The 17,994-nt window shown below is 44.2% G+C and carries 12 protein-coding genes; 8 read left to right on the top strand and 4 right to left on the bottom strand.

Going from position 1 to position 17,994, the window contains the following annotated elements; genetic code table 11:
- Window positions 1–52 precede the first annotated feature (52 nt).
- A complete protein-coding gene (gene lysS, locus ACE1CD_RS03210; RefSeq protein ID WP_374821557.1) occupies window positions 53–1,555 on the top strand; it encodes a lysine--tRNA ligase in 1,503 nt (500 codons plus the stop codon).
- Between the two features lie 137 nt (window positions 1,556–1,692).
- Here lysS and ACE1CD_RS03205 read toward each other — a convergent pair whose 3' ends face one another.
- Entirely contained in the window at window positions 1,693–2,289 is a 597-nt protein-coding gene (locus ACE1CD_RS03205; RefSeq protein ID WP_374790550.1) for a glyoxalase-like domain protein, read from the bottom strand.
- Between the two features lie 203 nt (window positions 2,290–2,492).
- Here ACE1CD_RS03205 and ACE1CD_RS03200 point away from each other — a divergent pair, with 203 nt between their 5' ends.
- Window positions 2,493–3,158 (top strand): RNA polymerase sigma factor, encoded by a 666-nt coding sequence (locus ACE1CD_RS03200; RefSeq protein ID WP_374790548.1) that lies wholly within the window; start codon window positions 2,493–2,495, stop codon window positions 3,156–3,158.
- Between the two features lie 103 nt (window positions 3,159–3,261).
- Window positions 3,262–4,302 carry a tetratricopeptide repeat protein gene (locus tag ACE1CD_RS03195; RefSeq protein WP_374790546.1) on the top strand — a complete coding sequence of 347 codons (1,041 nt, stop codon included), beginning with the start codon at window positions 3,262–3,264 and terminating at the stop codon, window positions 4,300–4,302.
- Between the two features lie 226 nt (window positions 4,303–4,528).
- On the opposite strand, the gene ACE1CD_RS03190 is transcribed toward ACE1CD_RS03195, so the two are convergent.
- Window positions 4,529–5,521: a hypothetical protein gene (locus ACE1CD_RS03190; RefSeq protein WP_374821554.1), complete on the bottom strand. Its 993-nt coding sequence runs from the start codon at window positions 5,519–5,521 to the stop codon at window positions 4,529–4,531.
- Between the two features lie 33 nt (window positions 5,522–5,554).
- On the opposite strand from ACE1CD_RS03190, the gene ACE1CD_RS03185 reads away from it, so the two are divergent.
- Entirely contained in the window at window positions 5,555–5,689 is a 135-nt protein-coding gene (locus tag ACE1CD_RS03185) for a hypothetical protein (protein ID WP_374821551.1), read from the top strand.
- On the opposite strand, the gene ACE1CD_RS03180 is transcribed toward ACE1CD_RS03185, so the two are convergent.
- The gene (locus ACE1CD_RS03180) at window positions 5,686–6,540 is read right to left on the bottom strand and encodes a DUF2267 domain-containing protein (protein ID WP_374821548.1); all 855 of its coding nucleotides are present in this window, start codon (window positions 6,538–6,540) and stop codon (window positions 5,686–5,688) included. The genes ACE1CD_RS03185 and ACE1CD_RS03180 overlap by 4 nt on opposite strands.
- A gap of 307 nt (window positions 6,541–6,847) precedes the next feature.
- Window positions 6,848–8,218 carry a sensor histidine kinase gene (locus ACE1CD_RS03175; protein ID WP_374790533.1) on the bottom strand — a complete coding sequence of 457 codons (1,371 nt, stop codon included), beginning with the start codon at window positions 8,216–8,218 and terminating at the stop codon, window positions 6,848–6,850.
- A 246-nt stretch (window positions 8,219–8,464) separates the two neighbouring features.
- On the opposite strand from ACE1CD_RS03175, the gene ACE1CD_RS03170 reads away from it, so the two are divergent.
- The 4 genes from ACE1CD_RS03170 to ACE1CD_RS03155 all read left to right on the top strand — a co-directional run bounded on the left by ACE1CD_RS03170 (window position 8,465) and on the right by ACE1CD_RS03155 (window position 17,955).
- Window positions 8,465–9,124: a DUF2301 domain-containing membrane protein gene (locus ACE1CD_RS03170; RefSeq protein ID WP_374821835.1), complete on the top strand. Its 660-nt coding sequence runs from the start codon at window positions 8,465–8,467 to the stop codon at window positions 9,122–9,124.
- A gap of 82 nt (window positions 9,125–9,206) precedes the next feature.
- Window positions 9,207–10,349, top strand: a complete 1,143-nt coding sequence (gene dprA, locus ACE1CD_RS03165; RefSeq protein WP_374821545.1) for a DNA-processing protein DprA — start codon at window positions 9,207–9,209, stop codon at window positions 10,347–10,349.
- Window positions 10,350–10,383: 34 nt separating this feature from the next.
- Window positions 10,384–12,423 carry an adenylate/guanylate cyclase domain-containing protein gene (locus tag ACE1CD_RS03160; RefSeq protein ID WP_374790529.1) on the top strand — a complete coding sequence of 680 codons (2,040 nt, stop codon included), beginning with the start codon at window positions 10,384–10,386 and terminating at the stop codon, window positions 12,421–12,423.
- Between the two features lie 132 nt (window positions 12,424–12,555).
- A complete protein-coding gene (locus tag ACE1CD_RS03155) occupies window positions 12,556–17,955 on the top strand; it encodes an AAA family ATPase (RefSeq protein ID WP_374821542.1) in 5,400 nt (1,799 codons plus the stop codon).
- Window positions 17,956–17,994 lie beyond the last annotated feature (39 nt).

Below are 17,994 nucleotides of genomic sequence, written 5' to 3'. Positions count from 1 at the left end.
GATTTCAGACAAGTGTTCTATAATTGGAGGCTGCTGCTAAAAGTCCCCAATCATGTCCGAAGAAGATATCCGCGCCACGCGACTTGAAAAAGTCGAACAACTCAACCAACTGGGGTTAAACCCCTACGCCTACCGCTGGGAATCGACCCACCACGCGGCAGAACTGCAAGAAAAATATGCCGACTTAACCAACGGCGAAGAAGTCGATATCGAAGTTGCCGTTGCGGGTCGCATTCTGATCCGTCGCGTTTTCGGGAAACTCGCCTTTTTTAACCTGCAAGATGAAACCGGCACGATTCAGCTGTACCTGGATAAGAACAGAATCCAGGAAAATATGGCAGATATCGATAACGATGCGTTCAATCACCTCAAGCAGCTGACCGATGTGGGGGATATCATCGGCGTGAAAGGGACTATAAAACGGACTGAAAAAGGCGAACTATCCGTTTATGTAAAGCAGTACGCCATTCTCACCAAATCGCTGCTGCCTTTACCGGATAAGTGGCACGGACTCACCGATATTGCAAAACGCTATCGCCAACGCTATGTTGACTTAATTGTCAACCCCCAAGTGCGGGAAACTTTTCGCCGTCGCGCTAAAATTACGGCGGCAATTCGTCGGTATTTGGACGAACGGGGTTTCTTGGAAATCGAAACTCCTGTGCTTCAGGCCGAAGCGGGAGGTGCAGAGGCGCGTCCTTTCATCACCTATCACAATACGTTGGAAATTGAACTGTACCTGCGAATTGCTACAGAGTTACATCTGAAGCGGTTGATTGTGGGTGGGTTGGAAAAGGTGTACGAACTGGGAAGAATTTTCCGGAATGAAGGTGTTTCTACTCGTCACAATCCGGAATTTACCACAATTGAAATTTATCAAGCCTACGCTGACTACAATGATATGATGGCGCTGACGGAAGCGCTGATTGCGGGTGCGGCAAAGGAAGTTTTAGGTACTTTGAAAATTACTTATCAAGGGGAAGATATCGATTTAACTCCGCCTTGGCGTCGCGCTACAATGCACGAGTTGGTGCAAGAACGCACCGGCTTAGATTTTAGCAATTTCCAAACAGTTGAGGAAGCACGAAAAGCTGCACACGAATTTGGCATTGAGGGATTGGAAGATTGCGAATCAATCGGACATATGCTCAATGAAGCGTTTGAGCAAACGGTGGAAGAAAACCTGATTCAACCTACTTTTGTCATAGATTATCCTGTAGAAATTTCTCCCCTTGCCAAACCACATCGATCGAAAGCCGGTTTGGTGGAAAGATTCGAGCTGTTTATTGTGGGAAGAGAAACGGCAAATAGTTTCTCGGAACTTACCGATCCGATCGATCAGCGCCAACGTCTGGAAGCACAAGCGGCGCGTAAAGCAGCTGGAGATTTAGAAGCGCACGGTGTCGATGAAGACTTCCTCACCGCGTTGGAGTACGGGATGCCACCTACTGGTGGTTTGGGTATTGGGATCGATCGGTTGGTGATGCTATTAACCGATTGTGCCAGTATTCGGGATGCGATCGCCTTCCCCCTCCTCAAACCGGAACAAGATTGAGCGGGAGAGTCAAAAGTTAAAAGTCAAAAGTCAAAAACAAGAGAAAGAGGCAGAAAGGGAAAGTTAGAGCGAGGAGGAAGCAGATAGTAGCAAGGAATTCCTAGTTTTGACTTTTGACTTTTGACTTTTTCTAGCCCCTAACTAGAAGCTTCCGCCAATTCAATAACGCGACCTTCGACATCTTTGACCAAAAAATTCAGCGGCTTTTCGCGGCGAATTTTGTGCTTGAGACCTCGGACTTGCACGCGCAGCAGCACTTGTTCCAAACAGTCGCGATCGAAACACACATGACGTTGCCGATCTTTTTGGCCCAAACTTGCGCCAGAGATAACGTGTAACTGGGTATTTTTCTTTAACTGATACCAAAGACCCTCTGGTGCGTTCAACCCTTTGGTGGTGGAGAGGCTGGGATTGGCTGAGAGGTAGAGCGGGTCTATGCTAGTAGCACCCAGAGTTTGTTCGTAGTTGTAATAATAGTGCAAAGGTACTTCCGCCGCTGGCAGATCTAGCAGACCTTCATAAAAGTGCCGAGCGATTTCCAAATCCGACACCATGATTGTATGGACTTTCGGAGCACTGGTGAGGAACATCCACATAGCACCTGCATAAGCTACCAGCAGCATCACCATGATGCCTTGGGTGGAAAAAAGGCTATCTAGAGGCAGGGCGGGCAAAAATGAACCTAATAAAGAGGGCAAGGGCAGAGAAGGAATAACGTTAACTGCTAGAACCATGAACTTCAAGGGGTGAAAGATCGGTTGTACCTACCAGACTTGTCAGCAGATACTTACCATCTTATGTGTTTCTAGTCTACCAAGAGGATTGCAGACTTGGGACTGCCGATTGGGAGACTTTTGACTTTTTCTAGCCCCCAGTCCCTAGTGTAGTATGGTGATTAATCGCGTGCGTAACTCAGCAAATTAGCGGTTAAACTATTGTGCAAATTCCTCATTTTCTAGAAAGCAATCATCCCTTAGTCAAGTCGCTGTCTCATCACAGCGATGGGGAACTGCTGACCCTGTTTCAGCGCCATCCCGAAGAGGGGAAATACTTTACGGCGATTTTCTGTCGCTACAGTCCGATCGTCTATACCTTAATTGCACACTCCGGACGATCGCCTGTCCAAGCCGATTACTTGTTTGCCATCACCTGGCGACATATCTACCATGCTTTAGGCGAACTGGATTTGCGCGGCGCTGCGGTATCCGAGAAGGAGAGTTTTAATCTGCAAAACTGGCTCATTAATATTACCGCTTTGTGTATCAATCAAGCAGAAGTGCCGCCAGTAGAGTCCATTCACTACTCGTTGGATGCTGCTTCACCGCCTTTGTGGTGTTATACCCAGCAGGCGTTAGATATGATACCTCCTCTTCAGCGGTTAATTGTGGTGATGTCTCAGAGTTTCCACTGGAGTGAAACTCGAATCGCCGCTTATCTGCAAGCAGAGGGAGAAACGCTTTCTCCCACCGAAGTGAGAGAGTTGCTACAGATAGGGTTAAAAGAATTACAAAAAACTTTGCCTGCCGATATTCGTACTATTTATTTAGGTGAAGACGAAACTATAGAAGAAGAGTCTGAAATTGAGATTCCCAGTCTCTTATGATGGGGGGAGTGGGGCAGCGAAAGAATTAATATTTTTCCTGTTTCCATTTTTCCCTCTCCCTCCTCCCTCCTCCCTCTTCTTTTTGACTTTTGACTTTTGACTTTTGACTTTTCCTAGCCCACTCCCCCCTCTTACTTTTCTCAAAGTGCGTAAGTTCTGCATTTTTCTACTTTTGCCTTTTTACTTTTTCGTTTTGGGTGCGGCTGACCTTAACGAACAACTGAACATCCCCAGAAACAACGGCACTCAAGGGGAACTTCGGGATGAAGCCGATCGCCTGGTACGATTGGGAGGGCAAGCGCAACGGCAAGGCAATTTCGATAAAGCTATTCCCTATTGGTTGCAGGCGTTAAAAATTTATCATCGCATTGGCGATGTGCAATCCCAAGGTCAAGTGTACGATTTTTTGGGTTTGGCTTATATTGCTCTGGGCGATTACAACAGAGCAGAAGATGCGTTGCGAAGACGGCTGGGTTTTGCCCGCGAAAATAACGATTTGCAAGGTCAAATTTTTGGCCTAAATAATGTCGGTACAGTGCTGCTGCGACGTGGCAGTTTGCCTGCTGCAAGGACAACGTTTGAGGAGGCGCTGACAATTGCCCGCAGCGTGAATAGTCCGGCAGGTATCGGTTTATCGCTGAATAATCTTGGTTTGGTGGCAAGCGATAACGGCGATTACAATCAAGCAATTAAAGTTTACGAAGAAGCTGCTATTTATCGGACTCGCGCTGGCGATCCGATCGGCGAAGCGAATACGTTAAATAATTTAGGGGATGCTTACGCAGCGATCCATAATTTCAAGGAAACAATAGGCGCTTACGGTGCAGCGTTGGGTGTTGCGAAGTTAGCACTCGATCGCCCCAATCAATTTCGGGCGATCGACGGCTTGGTATCAACTTACTCTTCTGTAGGACAGTATACCCGTGCCATTGAATTGTTGGAACAACGGATCGCCACTGCCCAAGATGCAGACGATTCTCACCAACAACTGCGATCGCTGCGATCTCTGGCTCAACTTTATCAGCAGCTAGGCAAATACAGCGATGCCCGCAGCGTTTACCGACGAGCGATCGCTTTGGTTCGTACTTTGAGGGATACTAAAGCAGAAGCAATTCTCCTGGGTGAAGTCCTGGAAATCCCTTAGAGAATAGGTCTATTTGAGATTGATGCTGAAAAATGTTTCTCTATGTTACCATTGAGCGTCAGTGGATGATGGCACGGGAAATTAATTATTAGTTGAAAATGCTGAAGTTGTTGCCGATGCCGTCCCCCAGCCTACGGTTAGATATGTTTTTATATCACAACAAAAACTCCCCTCCCCGTAGACGGGGAGGGGTTGGGGGTGGGGTTCCTGTCTAAACTAAAGCCAATTAGTTCACATAAACGCCACCAGTCGGTTGAACGGTTAAGGCATTCCTGTCTGCGCCCAAATCTGTTGTAGCTGCCAACCTTACTTCCAGTAATCCTGGGGCAACAGCTTGGGGACGAACTCTCAACAAACCTCCATCAGCACGGTAAAAAGTGATGGTCGTGGGTGTACCCAAACTTTCTAAACTGACGTAGGATTCACCTTGTAGATTTCTTTGATTGGTTTCGCCAATTACTTCGTAAACGATGTCAGCTCCGGTTTCGTTCACCAGCTTAACATTCACCGCACCGTTGGAGGGTCTGACCATTGCACTGGCAGCTTGTCTCTGTTCTGGGGTAGGGGAAATAATTCTGGTGTTGCGCCGTTGCTGCATCATTTGGTAATCGTTGCGACGCAGTTGCTTGTCGCGGTTGATGTTGGTGCTATTGCCATCAGTACTGCAATTAGCTTGGTCACCCGTCCGTATGGCGTTACGATCGCGATCGGACATGGCATCGGTAGACGCAGACGAAGAGTTGGTATCATCAACAGATGAGCTAGCGCTATCTTCTGTTGGTGTATTTCTACTGCTATTGACGGAAGAAGTGCCTTCGCGAGTCCGGCGTTCTATATCTGTGTTACTGGAAGAAGTGCTTGAGCTTCCTGTACCCGATGACGAATTGCCCATCCTGGTGGATGAGTTATCGGTACCCGTAATTGGCGTGTTTCTATTGCTATTAGCAGAAGATGGTGTGGTAGTATCGGTTCGCGAATCTCGCGTCTCTACATCGCTAGTTGGCGTATTTCTATTGCTGTTGACAGAAGATGGCCCTTGGCGATTTATATTGGTGTCGCTTGTATCAGCAGAACACACAGCATCGCTACCTGTACCCGATCGCGGATCGCGAGGACTTGGATTCGTTTGCGCGATCGCCGGTAAGCTCAGGATTAAGGTGCCAAAAATAGCTCCCACTAACCCGATCTGCTGTTTGAGTTGTCGTTTTTGTTGACTCATAATTCACCTTTGTTTTGAGTAAATTTTGACTAAATGGATATTTTATTTGCCAAATGGCAAATATTCGATCGCGGCAGCAAGAAACAAAGTAAAAGGCAAAAAGTAAATTCATCGGATATTTTTACTTTTGCCTTTTTATCTATTACTTTTGGCTCCTGGAAAAGCTAAGCCTGTTCCCACAGTTGGCGAATCTTGTCCGGCAAGAAGTTCGCGATTTCTTGAATTCGTTCTTGAGACAATTCCTCCTTGGTCGCAGAGAACACTGCTTTGACAACAGTTTCCGGTTCTACGTCCGGTTGTAAACCGGCTTCTTGCGCTACCCGGAATAGAAACGTATCGGATTTAATAATCAGAGGAGGACGAACTCGACTCAAGAAGCTGACGATCGGATTGGTATCTTTCCAAAGTTCTGCCACTTCGTTTTGCAGCGCTTTATCTTTTGTCGGTAGCGCTTCTTCGTGCAGTTCATTTGCTACGCGATCGGCAGCTTCCGTACTCATCATGTCGCGCATGGTGCGGAACACGACTTCCGTAATATCCCTGGCATCAAAAGGATCTGACAAATTGCCCTTGAGCATCACTTTCTCAAGGAACGGCATATCTTTGGTAGCGATAGGTAGTGTCGGCCCCTCCCTGAGAGCTTGAGGAGGATTTGCTTCCATTTTCTCCAGCATTTTGCGGCCTTTTTGCGTTATTTCTGCCCTTTTAAAGCTAATTAAGTGGGGCAAGGGGCCATCTGCTGCGCCATAAGAGTTGGCAATTCTGAAATCGAATTCTTTGGGATTAACCGCATCGGGAACATCTTCCTGATTTGCATAGGCATTACCGCTAAATTCAGCGTTGATGTATCCCTTTTGATTTAAATAATCTAGGTGGCCCAAAAAATCTACGGGGGTTATTTCTCGACCAGCAAAGTCTGTCTCGGTAAAATTAACCGAGTGCATTCCTTGACTGCTATCGGTTTCGTCGATTTTTTTCAGCAGAATGTAGGCAATATCTTCTCGCAATCCAATTGGCATAGAACTATTAAAAGGCTCCCATTTCCTACTTCGATCTTGAGCCTAATCTGAAAGGTTACCAGCTTGCCTCTGTCACAGGAGGCATTCCAAAATGCTAAGATTTCCTTGCTCATATTTTTGAATAAAAAACTAACTTTTGATAGATGAAATTAGAAAATTAAAATTTCAAAGTCAAAGCTCAAAATAAAGAATGCACTCCCGGCGACGATGCCCAATGCCCTATCCGTCCATAACTAATAGACATCTCCTCTAAAAGAATCTCAAAGGGCAGGCAGGATGCCTACCCCACAAGAATTTTTGGAGATGTTTAATGTGTTTCCAGTCGGTATTGCGGCAAAGTAACGGTAACGGTTGTGCCTCGATCGACAACACTTTCAACGCGAATATGACCGTGGTGATTTTCGACAATAGCAGCTGCGATCGCTAACCCCAATCCCGAACCGGTTGACTTACCGCGAGTGCGGGCGGGATCGACTCGAAAAAAGCGATCGAATAAATGAGGCAGTGCGTCTTCTGGAATACCGATACCAGTATCGATAACTTTAACTTGCAGTTGAGGATGGTTACCTCGGCGTATAATTCTTTGCAATTCCACATCAACTTTACCCCCCATCGGCGTGTATTGCAGCGCATTACCAATTAAATTTGTAAACAGACGCGCCAGCCGATCCCAATCTCCTTGGAATGTAAAAAAGTCTTCTTCTGTTTCGTCAGGAAAACTCATTTGTGCAGTCACTAAATTTAAGGTGAGTTTAATAACTTTTTCGGCAGCAAGCAGTTGCTGTTCTTCCACAACTTCCATTAACAAAGCATCGAGGGGACAGGCTGAAAAGCGAGGTTGTACGATGCCGCTATCTTCTCTGGCAAGAAACAATAAGTCATCTACCAAACGCCCTAGCCGTTGAGTTAGTCGTTCGATCACTTTCAATTGTTGTTGATGTTGTTCTGACGAGCGATCCGGGTCTGCCAAGGCTACCTGTACGTTAGTTTGAATCATGGCGATCGGACTTCTGAGTTCGTGAGAAGCATCAGATGTAAATTGTTTGAGATGTTGGTAAGATTCGCGCACCGGTGCCATCGCCAAGCCAGAAAGCAACCAGCCGATCGCACCAACGCAAATCACCATTGCGCTAATACCCAAACTCAAGTCTAGTATCAATTGATGGCTGGGTTTTGTTACTTCAAACCAAGGATGGCTGACGCGCAGATATCCCAGTACTTGCCGTCCCATTTGCACTCTTTGTGTGACTTGGCGCAGTAGAGGAGGGGGTGAAGGCGTGAGGAAGGGAGTTCGTTGACTCTTAGCTAACCGAACGGTTTCGACTGTGCGGTTAGCCCGAATAGGAACATTTAGCGGTTCATCAAAGGTTGACCACAGCAATTCACCTGTAGGAGTGAACCATTCCAGGTCGATGCGATCGTCTTCTACGGTATCGGCGTTATCGCGAAAACTGGCTTCCACGTTAACGCGATATTTGTTAATGCGATCGTTGGGGGAAACTGGTTCGATCGCGAGCGATCGCACAACCACTTCCACCACATGATTGAGCGTATCATCCACCCGCTCGATCAACGTATTCCGGACGTATAGATAAACACCAGTCGCAAACAGTAGCAGTAAAACTGCTGTGACGGCGGTATACCAAATCGCGAGGCGGCGGCGAGTTGCTTGAAACATAATAATAAATTTTCAATTTCAAATTTCAAATTTCAAATTTCAATTATGTCATGCGATCGTAAAATTAACTTAGCCAATTATGCTCATTTATCTCAAAATTTAGGTAGATTTGAGTGGGCATTACTGCGTCAGAGCCATAAAATTAATCAGGCTTGCGAAAATGATGCCCTAGCAGAGCAACTTACCGACTCAAAATTAATAACTAGCAACTTGCGTTATTATTTCACAAGGAAAAGGGAGAAAATAATGACTCAAATACAGCAATCCGAACCGATAGTTTACCAAGGACAGTTTGGAGAGTTTACCATTACCCAGAGCGATCGCACTGGTGTCATCATCTACCGCGCTGGCTTAATGGTAGCAGCATTAAGCTTTGCCTTGGGGATTTGGCTGCTACTATCTCAGAGCGCTACTCCAACTATTTTGAACGCGCTGACCTTGCTATATGCCTGTTTCTGCGTGGCGTTGGGCGTCAGCTTAGCCACCATCCATATATATATGGTACAGTTGCACCGAGGGCTGCAAATCTTTTGGGCGGTTGGCGTTTTGGCGTCTGTTGTACTAGCGGTGCAAAGTGGCGAACCTTTAGCGCTGACTGTTTACCACCATCCACTCACTATTTTGGGAATTGGTTTTACCTTTGCAGCTTTGACTGGGATTTATTTCAAAGAAGCTTTTTGCTTCAATCGACTGGAAACAAAAGTGCTGACACCGCTGGTTCCTTTGTTGCTGTTGGGACATTTGTTTGGTTTTTTGCCGATGGAGATGAAGCCGATATTACTGCTAATTTGGGCGATCTTTTTCCTCGTCTTTGCGGTGCGGAAAACTATGCAAGCAATTCCAGCTGATATTGGGGATAAGTCGGTTTTTGAATATCTCAAACAAAAGCGTTCTGTTCAAGCTTAGTGCTGGCTAAGATTTTTTAACCGCAGATAAACGCAGATAATGTGTTTATCTGTGTTAGCAAGAAATGGAGTAATTTACGCAATTGGTTGAAGAACGGGCATATTGGTTAGCTTGGTCGCAAATTCCGGGAATTGGGCCGATTTTGTTGAAGCGGCTGCAACAGCACTTTGGTAATCTGGCGGCGGCGTGGGAAGCAAGTGCAGCGCAATTGCGACAAGTCGAGGGGTTCGGGGCTAAAACATTGGTGACGGTGGAGGGAAAGCGATCTCAACTCGACCCCGCTCAATTTCTTCTACAATACCAGCAGAAAAACCCTTATTTTTGGACACCAGCAGATGCCGATTATCCCCGTTTGTTGCGAGATATTCCCAATCCTCCACCAGTGCTACATTACCGGGGAAAAGTGCAAACCCAAGAAAATCAAGGTTTAACAGCAACAGTGGGAATTGTAGGGACTCGTCAACCTTCCGAATACGGTATCCGTTGGACGCGCAGAATTAGCGCCGCTTTAGCTAAACAAGGATTTACAATTGTTTCGGGGATGGCGGAGGGAATTGACACGGAAGCGCATAGTGCCTGTTTAGAGGCGGGTGGACGGACGATAGCGGTTTTTGGTACTGGGATAGATGTTATTTATCCGTCGCGCAATCGCAATTTATCCGCACAAATAACAGGAAATGGTTTGCTTTTAAGCGAATATTCGGCTGGTACCCCACCCGATCGCACTCGTTTTCCCGCCCGCAATCGCATTATTGCAGCTTTGAGTCGCGCCGTTTTAGTGATGGAAGCACCCAAAAAATCTGGTGCTTTAATTACTGCCGACGTTGCTAAAGATTTCGGTCGAGATGTTTACGTGCTGACTGCCCGTTTGGAAGATTATCAATCCCACGGTTGTTTGAATTTATTAACCAAAGGAGCGACAGCAATTCCTGTTGAATTTGAGGAACTATTAAAAATGTTGGGCGCGACGCCGCCTGCGGATACGGAAAATTTTGCTTCTTTACCTTTATTTGCTCAAACCCAGGCGTCAAATGCACCGCCAATGCCGGATTTAGAACCGGAATTAAAACAAGTTTGGCAGGCAATTTCTTCAGAAGCTACGCCCTTCGATTTAATTGTACAAAAAGCTGGCTTACCGCCAGGAGGGGTTTCGAGTGCCTTATTGCAGTTGGAATTAATGGGGTTGGTAACTCAGTTGCCAGGAATGAGATATCAAAAATGTTAGGAATTTGAATAGTAAATCTCACAATAAATGTCTAATGAAGGCTCAAGAGAGGCAGAAAGGAAATATTTTACTTGTTGACGATACGCCGGACAACCTTCGCCTTTTATCTTCAATACTGACCGAGCGAGGGTACGCAGTTCGCAAGGCTAGGTCAGGTCAGATTGCATTGACTTCCGTAAAGACAGCGCTGCCCGATTTAATTTTGCTCGATATTAATATGCCGGAGATGGACGGTTATGAAGTTTGCAGCAAACTGAAAGCTTCGGAACAAACTCGCGATGTGCCGGTGATTTTTATCAGCGCTCTCAATGAGGTAATGGATAAGATCAAAGCCTTTGCTGTCGGTGGCATAGACTACATCACCAAACCTTTTCAAGCTGAAGAGGTGATCGCCCGCGTGGAAAATCAACTGACGATCGCACGTCAGCGTTTATCGCTACAAGAGCGAACAGCACAGCTAGAAAAAGAAATCAAAGCACGCCAACAAGCTGAAGAAGAAATTCGACTCTTGCTAACAATGGCTCAAGCGATTAGTACTGCCACAGATTTCGATACCGCCTTAGAAGTTATCTTGCAGCAAGTTTGCCAAACAACTGATTGGATTTACGGCGAAGCTTGGATTCCCACCACCGATACATCAGCTTTAATATGCAGTCCTTGTTGGTACTGTCAGCGAGAAAAGATTGACCCAACTCTGGTAGATGCGATCGAGCGCTTCCGAGAATACAGTGAAGTTCTCACTTTCTATCCCGGTGAAGAAATCCCCGGCAAAGTTTGGTCAACGAGACAACCAGTGTGCATTACCGATCTCAGTGACATAGAAGATGCTCTCCTGAGATTAGAACTGGCGACACAATACGGCTTAAAAGCTGCTGTTGGCATACCTATTGTTCCTATAGGGAACAATATGCAGCAGCCAGAGGAACTGGGTAGTTCTTTGCTCAGTTCTCAATCTCCTGTTTTGGCGGTGTTAGTGTTATTCAGCCTCTCAATTAGTTCGGACGACAAGCGCTTGTGCGAGTTAGTTCGTGTGGTAGCAGCTCAGTCGGGAACGGTGTTGCAACAGAAAAAAATCCAAGCAGAAATGAAAGCTCTGTTTGCTGCTATGACCGATGTGCTAGTAGTTCGGGATGTTTCCGGACGTTGCCTTAATGTTATCCCAACCAGTACCGCAAATTTGTACAAACCTGCAACGGAAACGATCGGCAGAAAAGTCCACGAAACTTTGCCGTCACCCCAAGCAGATTTGATTCTCCAAGCAATCCTCGAAGCAGTTTCCACGCAAAAAACCGTTGAAATTGAATATAGTTTGCCAATAGGAGGTAAAGATATTTGCTTTGCCGAGACGATTTCGCCGCTTTCTTCTGAAACGGCGATTTTGGTGGCGCGGGACATCACCGAGCGCAAGCTGGCCCAATCAGCGCTGCAAAAAGAGCAAGAAAAGTCAGAACAGTTATTACTCAATATTTTGCCTGAGCCGATCGCGGAGCGGCTGAAAGAAAATCAAGGTGCGATCGCCGAACATTTCCATGAAGTCACAATTTTATTTGCCGATATTGTCGGTTTTACTCTCCTGTCGGCGCGAATCTCACCAACTGAATTAGTTAATTTGCTCAATGAGATTTTTTCCAAGTTTGACGAACTCACAGAAAAACACGGTTTGGAAAAAATCAAAACCATTGGCGACGCTTATATGGTAGTAGGTGGATTGCCTGTTCCCAAAGAAAATAGTGTAGAAGCTATTGCGGAAATGGCGCTAGATATGCAAGCAGCGATCGACCATTTACAAACTAAATGTAGCGAACAATTACAAATCCGCATTGGTATTAATACTGGAGCGGTGGTAGCAGGTGTAATTGGCATGAAAAAATTTATTTACGACCTCTGGGGAGATGCGGTAAATGTTGCTTCTAGGATGGAATCATCCGGCATACCGGGCAAGATTCAAGTCACCTCAGCAACTTACGAACGGTTAAAAAATCGCTATAAGTTCGAGAAACGGGGAAAAGTTGCTGTTAAAGGTAGGGGAGAAATGACGACTTACTGGTTAGTTGGAAAATCATTAGCTAAATAAAAGCGAATAAATATACCCTAGACATTAGACGATGAATTTGTTAATATATGCTCCATATTTTGCATTTTTTTATTAACTGACAATAATTACAATGCGTGCATCTATAGTATACTACACAAAAGAAGACTAAATATGCTTAAGATTGACGGCTACCTTATTCTCAGTCAAATTTACGAAAGTACCAACTCCCTAGTTTATCGCGCTATCCGACAACAGGACAACCAACCTGTTATTCTCAAAGTCCTCAAAGAAGACTATCCAACAGCTTCCGAGATCACCCGCTACAAGCAGGAATATGAAATTACCAGACATCTGAATCTAGACGGGGTAATTAAAGTTTATAGTTTAGAACCATTACAGAGAACTTTGGTCATGATCTTGGAGGATTTTGGCGCATCTTCTTTAAAACAGTTGATGAACGAATCAACAGCGGCGGGACAACAGATGCTGCTAAGAGAATTTCTTGCGATCGCTATTAAAATAACTGAGACGTTGGGACATATTCACAGTTGCAATGTTATCCACAAAGATATAAATCCGGCGAATATTGCTTATAACCCCAAAACCAGAGTTTTAAAACTCATCGACTTTGGTATTTCTACCCAATTAACGCGGGAAAATCCTACCCTAAAAAATCCTCACATCTTAGAAGGTACGCTCGCCTATATTTCCCCAGAACAAACCGGACGGATGAACCGTTATTTGGACTACCGCACAGATTTTTATTCTCTCGGTGTCACCTTCTACGAATTACTAACCGGACAACTGCCTTTTGAAACCAATGATGCACTGGAATTGGTACATTGTCATATTGCCAAACAGCCAGTACCACCCGATCGATTCAAAATTCAAAAGTCAAAATTAAAAAATGATGAATTTAATAAAAGCCAAAAGATTCCGAAAGTCGTTTCAGATATAGTGATGAAACTGATGGCGAAAACGGCGGAAGAGAGATACCAAAGTGCTTGGGGAATCAAAGCGGATTTAGAAGAATGTTTGACTCAGTTACAAACAAAAGGAAATATCTCTGCATTTCCCCTCGCTTCTAAAGATATTTCTGATAAATTTCAAATTTCCCAAAAACTCTACGGACGAGAGGCAGAAGTTGAAACTTTATTAGCAGCATTTGAGCGAGTAGCTGGGGAAAGCCAAAAATCAAAAGCAAAAAGTCAAAAAAATGGTCGTCAATCCCAAATCCTAAATACCAAATCTCAAATCGAGATGATGTTGGTGGCGGGTTACTCTGGCATCGGTAAATCATCATTGATTGCCGAAATTCACAAACCTAATAGCCAACTGCGCGGCTATTTTACAGAAGGTAAATTCGATCAATTTCAGCGCAATATTCCTTATTCTGCCATAGTCAGCGCTTTTAAAGAATTGGTGCGACAACTTTTAACAGAAAGCGAAGCACAACTAAATTTATGGCGAGAAAAACTTTTAGTTGCTTTTGGTGACAACGGTCAAGTTATTATTGATGTAATTCCCGAAGTGGAATTGATTGTGGACAAGCAACCACCTGTGCCAGATTTAGGGCTATCTGAATCTAAAAATCGTTTTAATCTGGTCTTACAAAAGTTTATTAGGGCATTTTGTGCTAAAGAACATCCCCTCGTTATCTTTCTTGACGATTTGCAATGGGCAGACTCTGCCACGCTCAAGTTAATCGAACTGATGATGACGGATACGGATATGCAATATTTATTTTTGATTGGAGCGTACCGGGATAACGAAGTCAGCCCAACACATCCCTTAATGATGACTTTGGATAAGTTGCGTAATTTGGGAGCCACTATTAATTTTATTAGCTTATCTCCTTTAAAACTCGAACATACTACTCGCTTAATTGCCGATACGTTACACGATAATATCGAGCGGGTAAAACCTTTAGCAGAATTGGTGATGAAAAAAACGGGAGGAAATCCCTTTTTTGTGAATCAGTTTCTCAAAACATTGCACGCCGATCGCCTGATTGAGTTTAATTTTCAGACTTATGCTTGGAAGTGGGATATCGCACGCATTGACTCTCAAAATATTACCGACAATGTGGTGGAATTGATGATAGGTAAGTTGAAAAAGCTGCCCTATTCTACGCAGCAAATTTTATATTTAGCTTCTTGTGTTGGTGCTTCTTTTGACTTAAACACTATTTCTATTGTCTGCGAAAAATCTAAAGAAGTAGTTTTTTCCGATTTGATCGTAGCCGTTGAGTCCGGTTTAATTTTGCCTATATCTGAGTTAGATGCAAATCTGTTAATCCAAGATTACAAGTTCCTGCACGATCGCGTACAACAAGCAGCTTACGCTCTCATCGATGAGTCTCATAAGAAAGTCGTTCACTTACAAATTGGTCGGTTACTGTTGCAGAATACCGCAGCGGCGAACTTGTCAGATAAGGTATTTGAGATCGTCGATCATCTCAATCTGGGTGTTGAATTGGTGAGCGATCGCGCCGAACAAAATGAAATAGTCAAACTGAATTTGATGGCGGGTCAAAAAGCGAAAGCAGCAGCGGCTTATACAGGTGCGATCGTATATTTAAATGCCGGGTTAAAACTTCTGAGTGCAGATAGTTGGCAAAGTGATTACGAACTAACTTTAGCGCTGTATGAGGAAGCAGCAGAAGCAGCGTATTTGAGTGGTGATTTCGAGCAGATGGAAAAATTGTCTTTGGTACTATTAAACCGTACCAAAACTGTGTTGGAAAAAGTGAAAGTTTATGATGTAAAAATTCAAGCAGCAGGAGCGCAGGGCAACTTTAAAGAAGCAATTAAGATCGGTCTGCAAGTGCTGAAACTGTTAGGATTGACATTACCAGAACAGCCAACCCAATTGGAGATTCAAAAAGCATTTCAGGAAACTGCTTTACTCTATGTCGGGCAAGAAATCGAAGCATTAATTAACCTACCGGAAATAACCGAACCCGAACCGCAGGCAGCTATCTATATCCTATCAAGTATAAGTGCTGCCGCCTACATAGCGGCTCCCGAACTTATGTTACTAATTGTGTTATCAATGGTTAATTTATCGATTAAATTCGGTCATTGCACTTGGTCTGCATTTAGTTACGCGGCTTATGGATTAATTCTATGTGGAGTGATTCAAGATATTGAATTGGGTTATAAATTTGGTAAATTGAGCTTAACTTTGGTAGAACAGTTAAATCCCAAGAGGGGTAAAGCTAGGGCATTAGAAGTATTAGGCGCTCACGTAATGCACTGGAAAGAACATTTCAAAGAAACGCTACCAATTGTGAGTGAAGGCTATCAAAACGGAGTGGAAACTGGAGAATTTGAATTTGCTGGTTATTGTGCATTTTTTTGTTGCGATCATTCATATTTTATCGGTCAGGAACTTACGAGTTTAGAACAGAAGATGGCGAGCTACAGTAATGCCATTCGTCAAATTAGACGGGAAAGCCCTTTTAATTGGGTCGCTATTTTTCGGCAGGCAGTCCTTAACCTTCTGGGTCGGTCTAAAAATCCTCATTATTTAATAGGCGATGCCTACAACGAGGAGGAATGGCTACCCCTTGCTATCCAAGCAAATGACCGATTAGGACTGCACTTGTTTTATTTAAATAAACTTATTTTAAGTTATCTGTTCGGTGAATATATTCTAGCAATACAAAATGCTGTGCAAGCAGAAGAGTATTTAGATGGCGTAATCGCAATGGTCGTTGTACCTGTCTTTCATTTCTATGATTCTCTGGTGCATTTAGCTGTATTTGCTGATGGTTCAAATTCCGAGCAAGAGGCTTGGCTGAATCGGATTTATCTTAACCAAGAAAAGATGCAGAAATGGGCGCATCATGCCCCGATGAATTTTTTGCATAAATTCGATTTGGTAGAGGCAGAAAAAGCACGAGTATTGGGGCAAGTTGTCGCAGCAATGGATTTTTACGAGCGAGCTATTAAAGGAGCAAGAGATAACGGATTTATCCAAGAAGAAGCTTTAGCTTATGAGTTAGCGGCAAAGTTTTATCAAGCGCGTGGTATGGAGAAGTTTGCCCAAACTTATATGAAAGAGGCGCACTACGGCTATGTGCGCTGGGGAGCGAAGGCAAAGGTAGAGGATTTGGAAGCAAAATACCCGTATTTATTGCCTAAATCATCTCCAGCGAACAACCTTACTTTTACCCATACGATAAATAACCCTAACATTACTACAACTGGTAGTCAGTCAGCGTCAGCTTTGGATTTAGCCACTGTAATGAAAGCTTCGCAAGCGATTTCCGGCGAAATTTTGCTGGATAAATTACTTGCCAACTTAATGAAAATTTTGATGGAAAATGCAGGGGCGCAAATTGGATATTTAATTTTGGAAACTGAGGGCAAGTTGCAGATTGAAGCTTGGGGAGAAGTAGATTCGGATAACATCACAGTATTGCAATCAATTCCTGTAGAGAATCGTCTGCCAATAGCAATTATCAATTATGTTGTCCGCACGAAGGAAACAGTGGTTTTGAATGATGCTACTGGTGAGGGGAACTTTACTAATGACCCTTACATAAAGCAGCACCAAACTAAATCTCTTTTATGTGCGCCATTGATCGATCGCTCTCAACTTAGCGGTATTGTTTATTTAGAGAATAATCTGACGACAGGTGCTTTTACACCAAATAGATTGTCAGTTTTACAACTGTTATCGGGACAAGCTGCCATCTCGATTGAAAATGCCCGACTCTATCAAACTCTAGACGACAAAGTTAAAGAACGCACCGCCCAACTCGCTAAAGCAAATCAGGAAATCACCGCTCTCAATGAACTCCTCAAAGCAGAAAACTTCCGGATGAGATCTGAGCTAGAAGTGACCAAACAACTCCAACAAATGATTTTACCCAAACAATCGGAATTAGAATCAATTGAAGGATTAGAAATTGCTGGATTTATGGAACCAGCCGATGAAGTGGGCGGGGATTATTATGATATACTGCAACGAGATGGCAAAGTCAAAATAGGCATTGGCGATGTCACTGGACATGGATTGGAAAGTGGGGTATTGATGTTGATGACGCAAACCGCAGTCAGAACATTACAGGAAAGCGATCGCACTGACCCAGTGCAATTTCTAGACATTCTCAACCGCACAATTTATGGCAACGCTCAACGAATCAATCCCTATCGAAATTTAACTCTAACTTTACTGGATTACGCTAATGGCATTTTGAGAATTAGCGGTCAACATGAAGAGATAATCATCGTGCGTGCTAGCGGTGAATTAGAGCGAATCGATACGCGAAATCTTGGCTTTCCCATTGCTTTAGAGGAGGATATTGCCGATTTTATCTCCTCCGAAGAAGTGCAACTCAATGCAGGGGATGTGGTGGTATTATATACGGATGGAGTTACAGAAGCGTTCGATATCGATCGCCACCAATACGGACTAGAACGCTTATGCGAAATAGTCAAATGCAACCACTCCTTTTCCGCAGCAGAAATTAGACAAGCGATCGTTGATGACCTGCGGCGGCATATCGGTTCCCAAAAGATTTTTGACGATATTACATTAGTCGTGCTAAAACAGAAGTAAATATTTGCCTTTGGCTTCAAGCATTCGCGTTTACTTCCA

The organism is Aerosakkonema sp. BLCC-F183 (genome assembly GCF_041929145.1).
In the GTDB taxonomy this organism is placed as follows: Bacteria; Cyanobacteriota; Cyanobacteriia; order Cyanobacteriales; family Aerosakkonemataceae; genus Aerosakkonema.
This window is presented reverse-complemented; position numbering and strand designations above follow the sequence as displayed.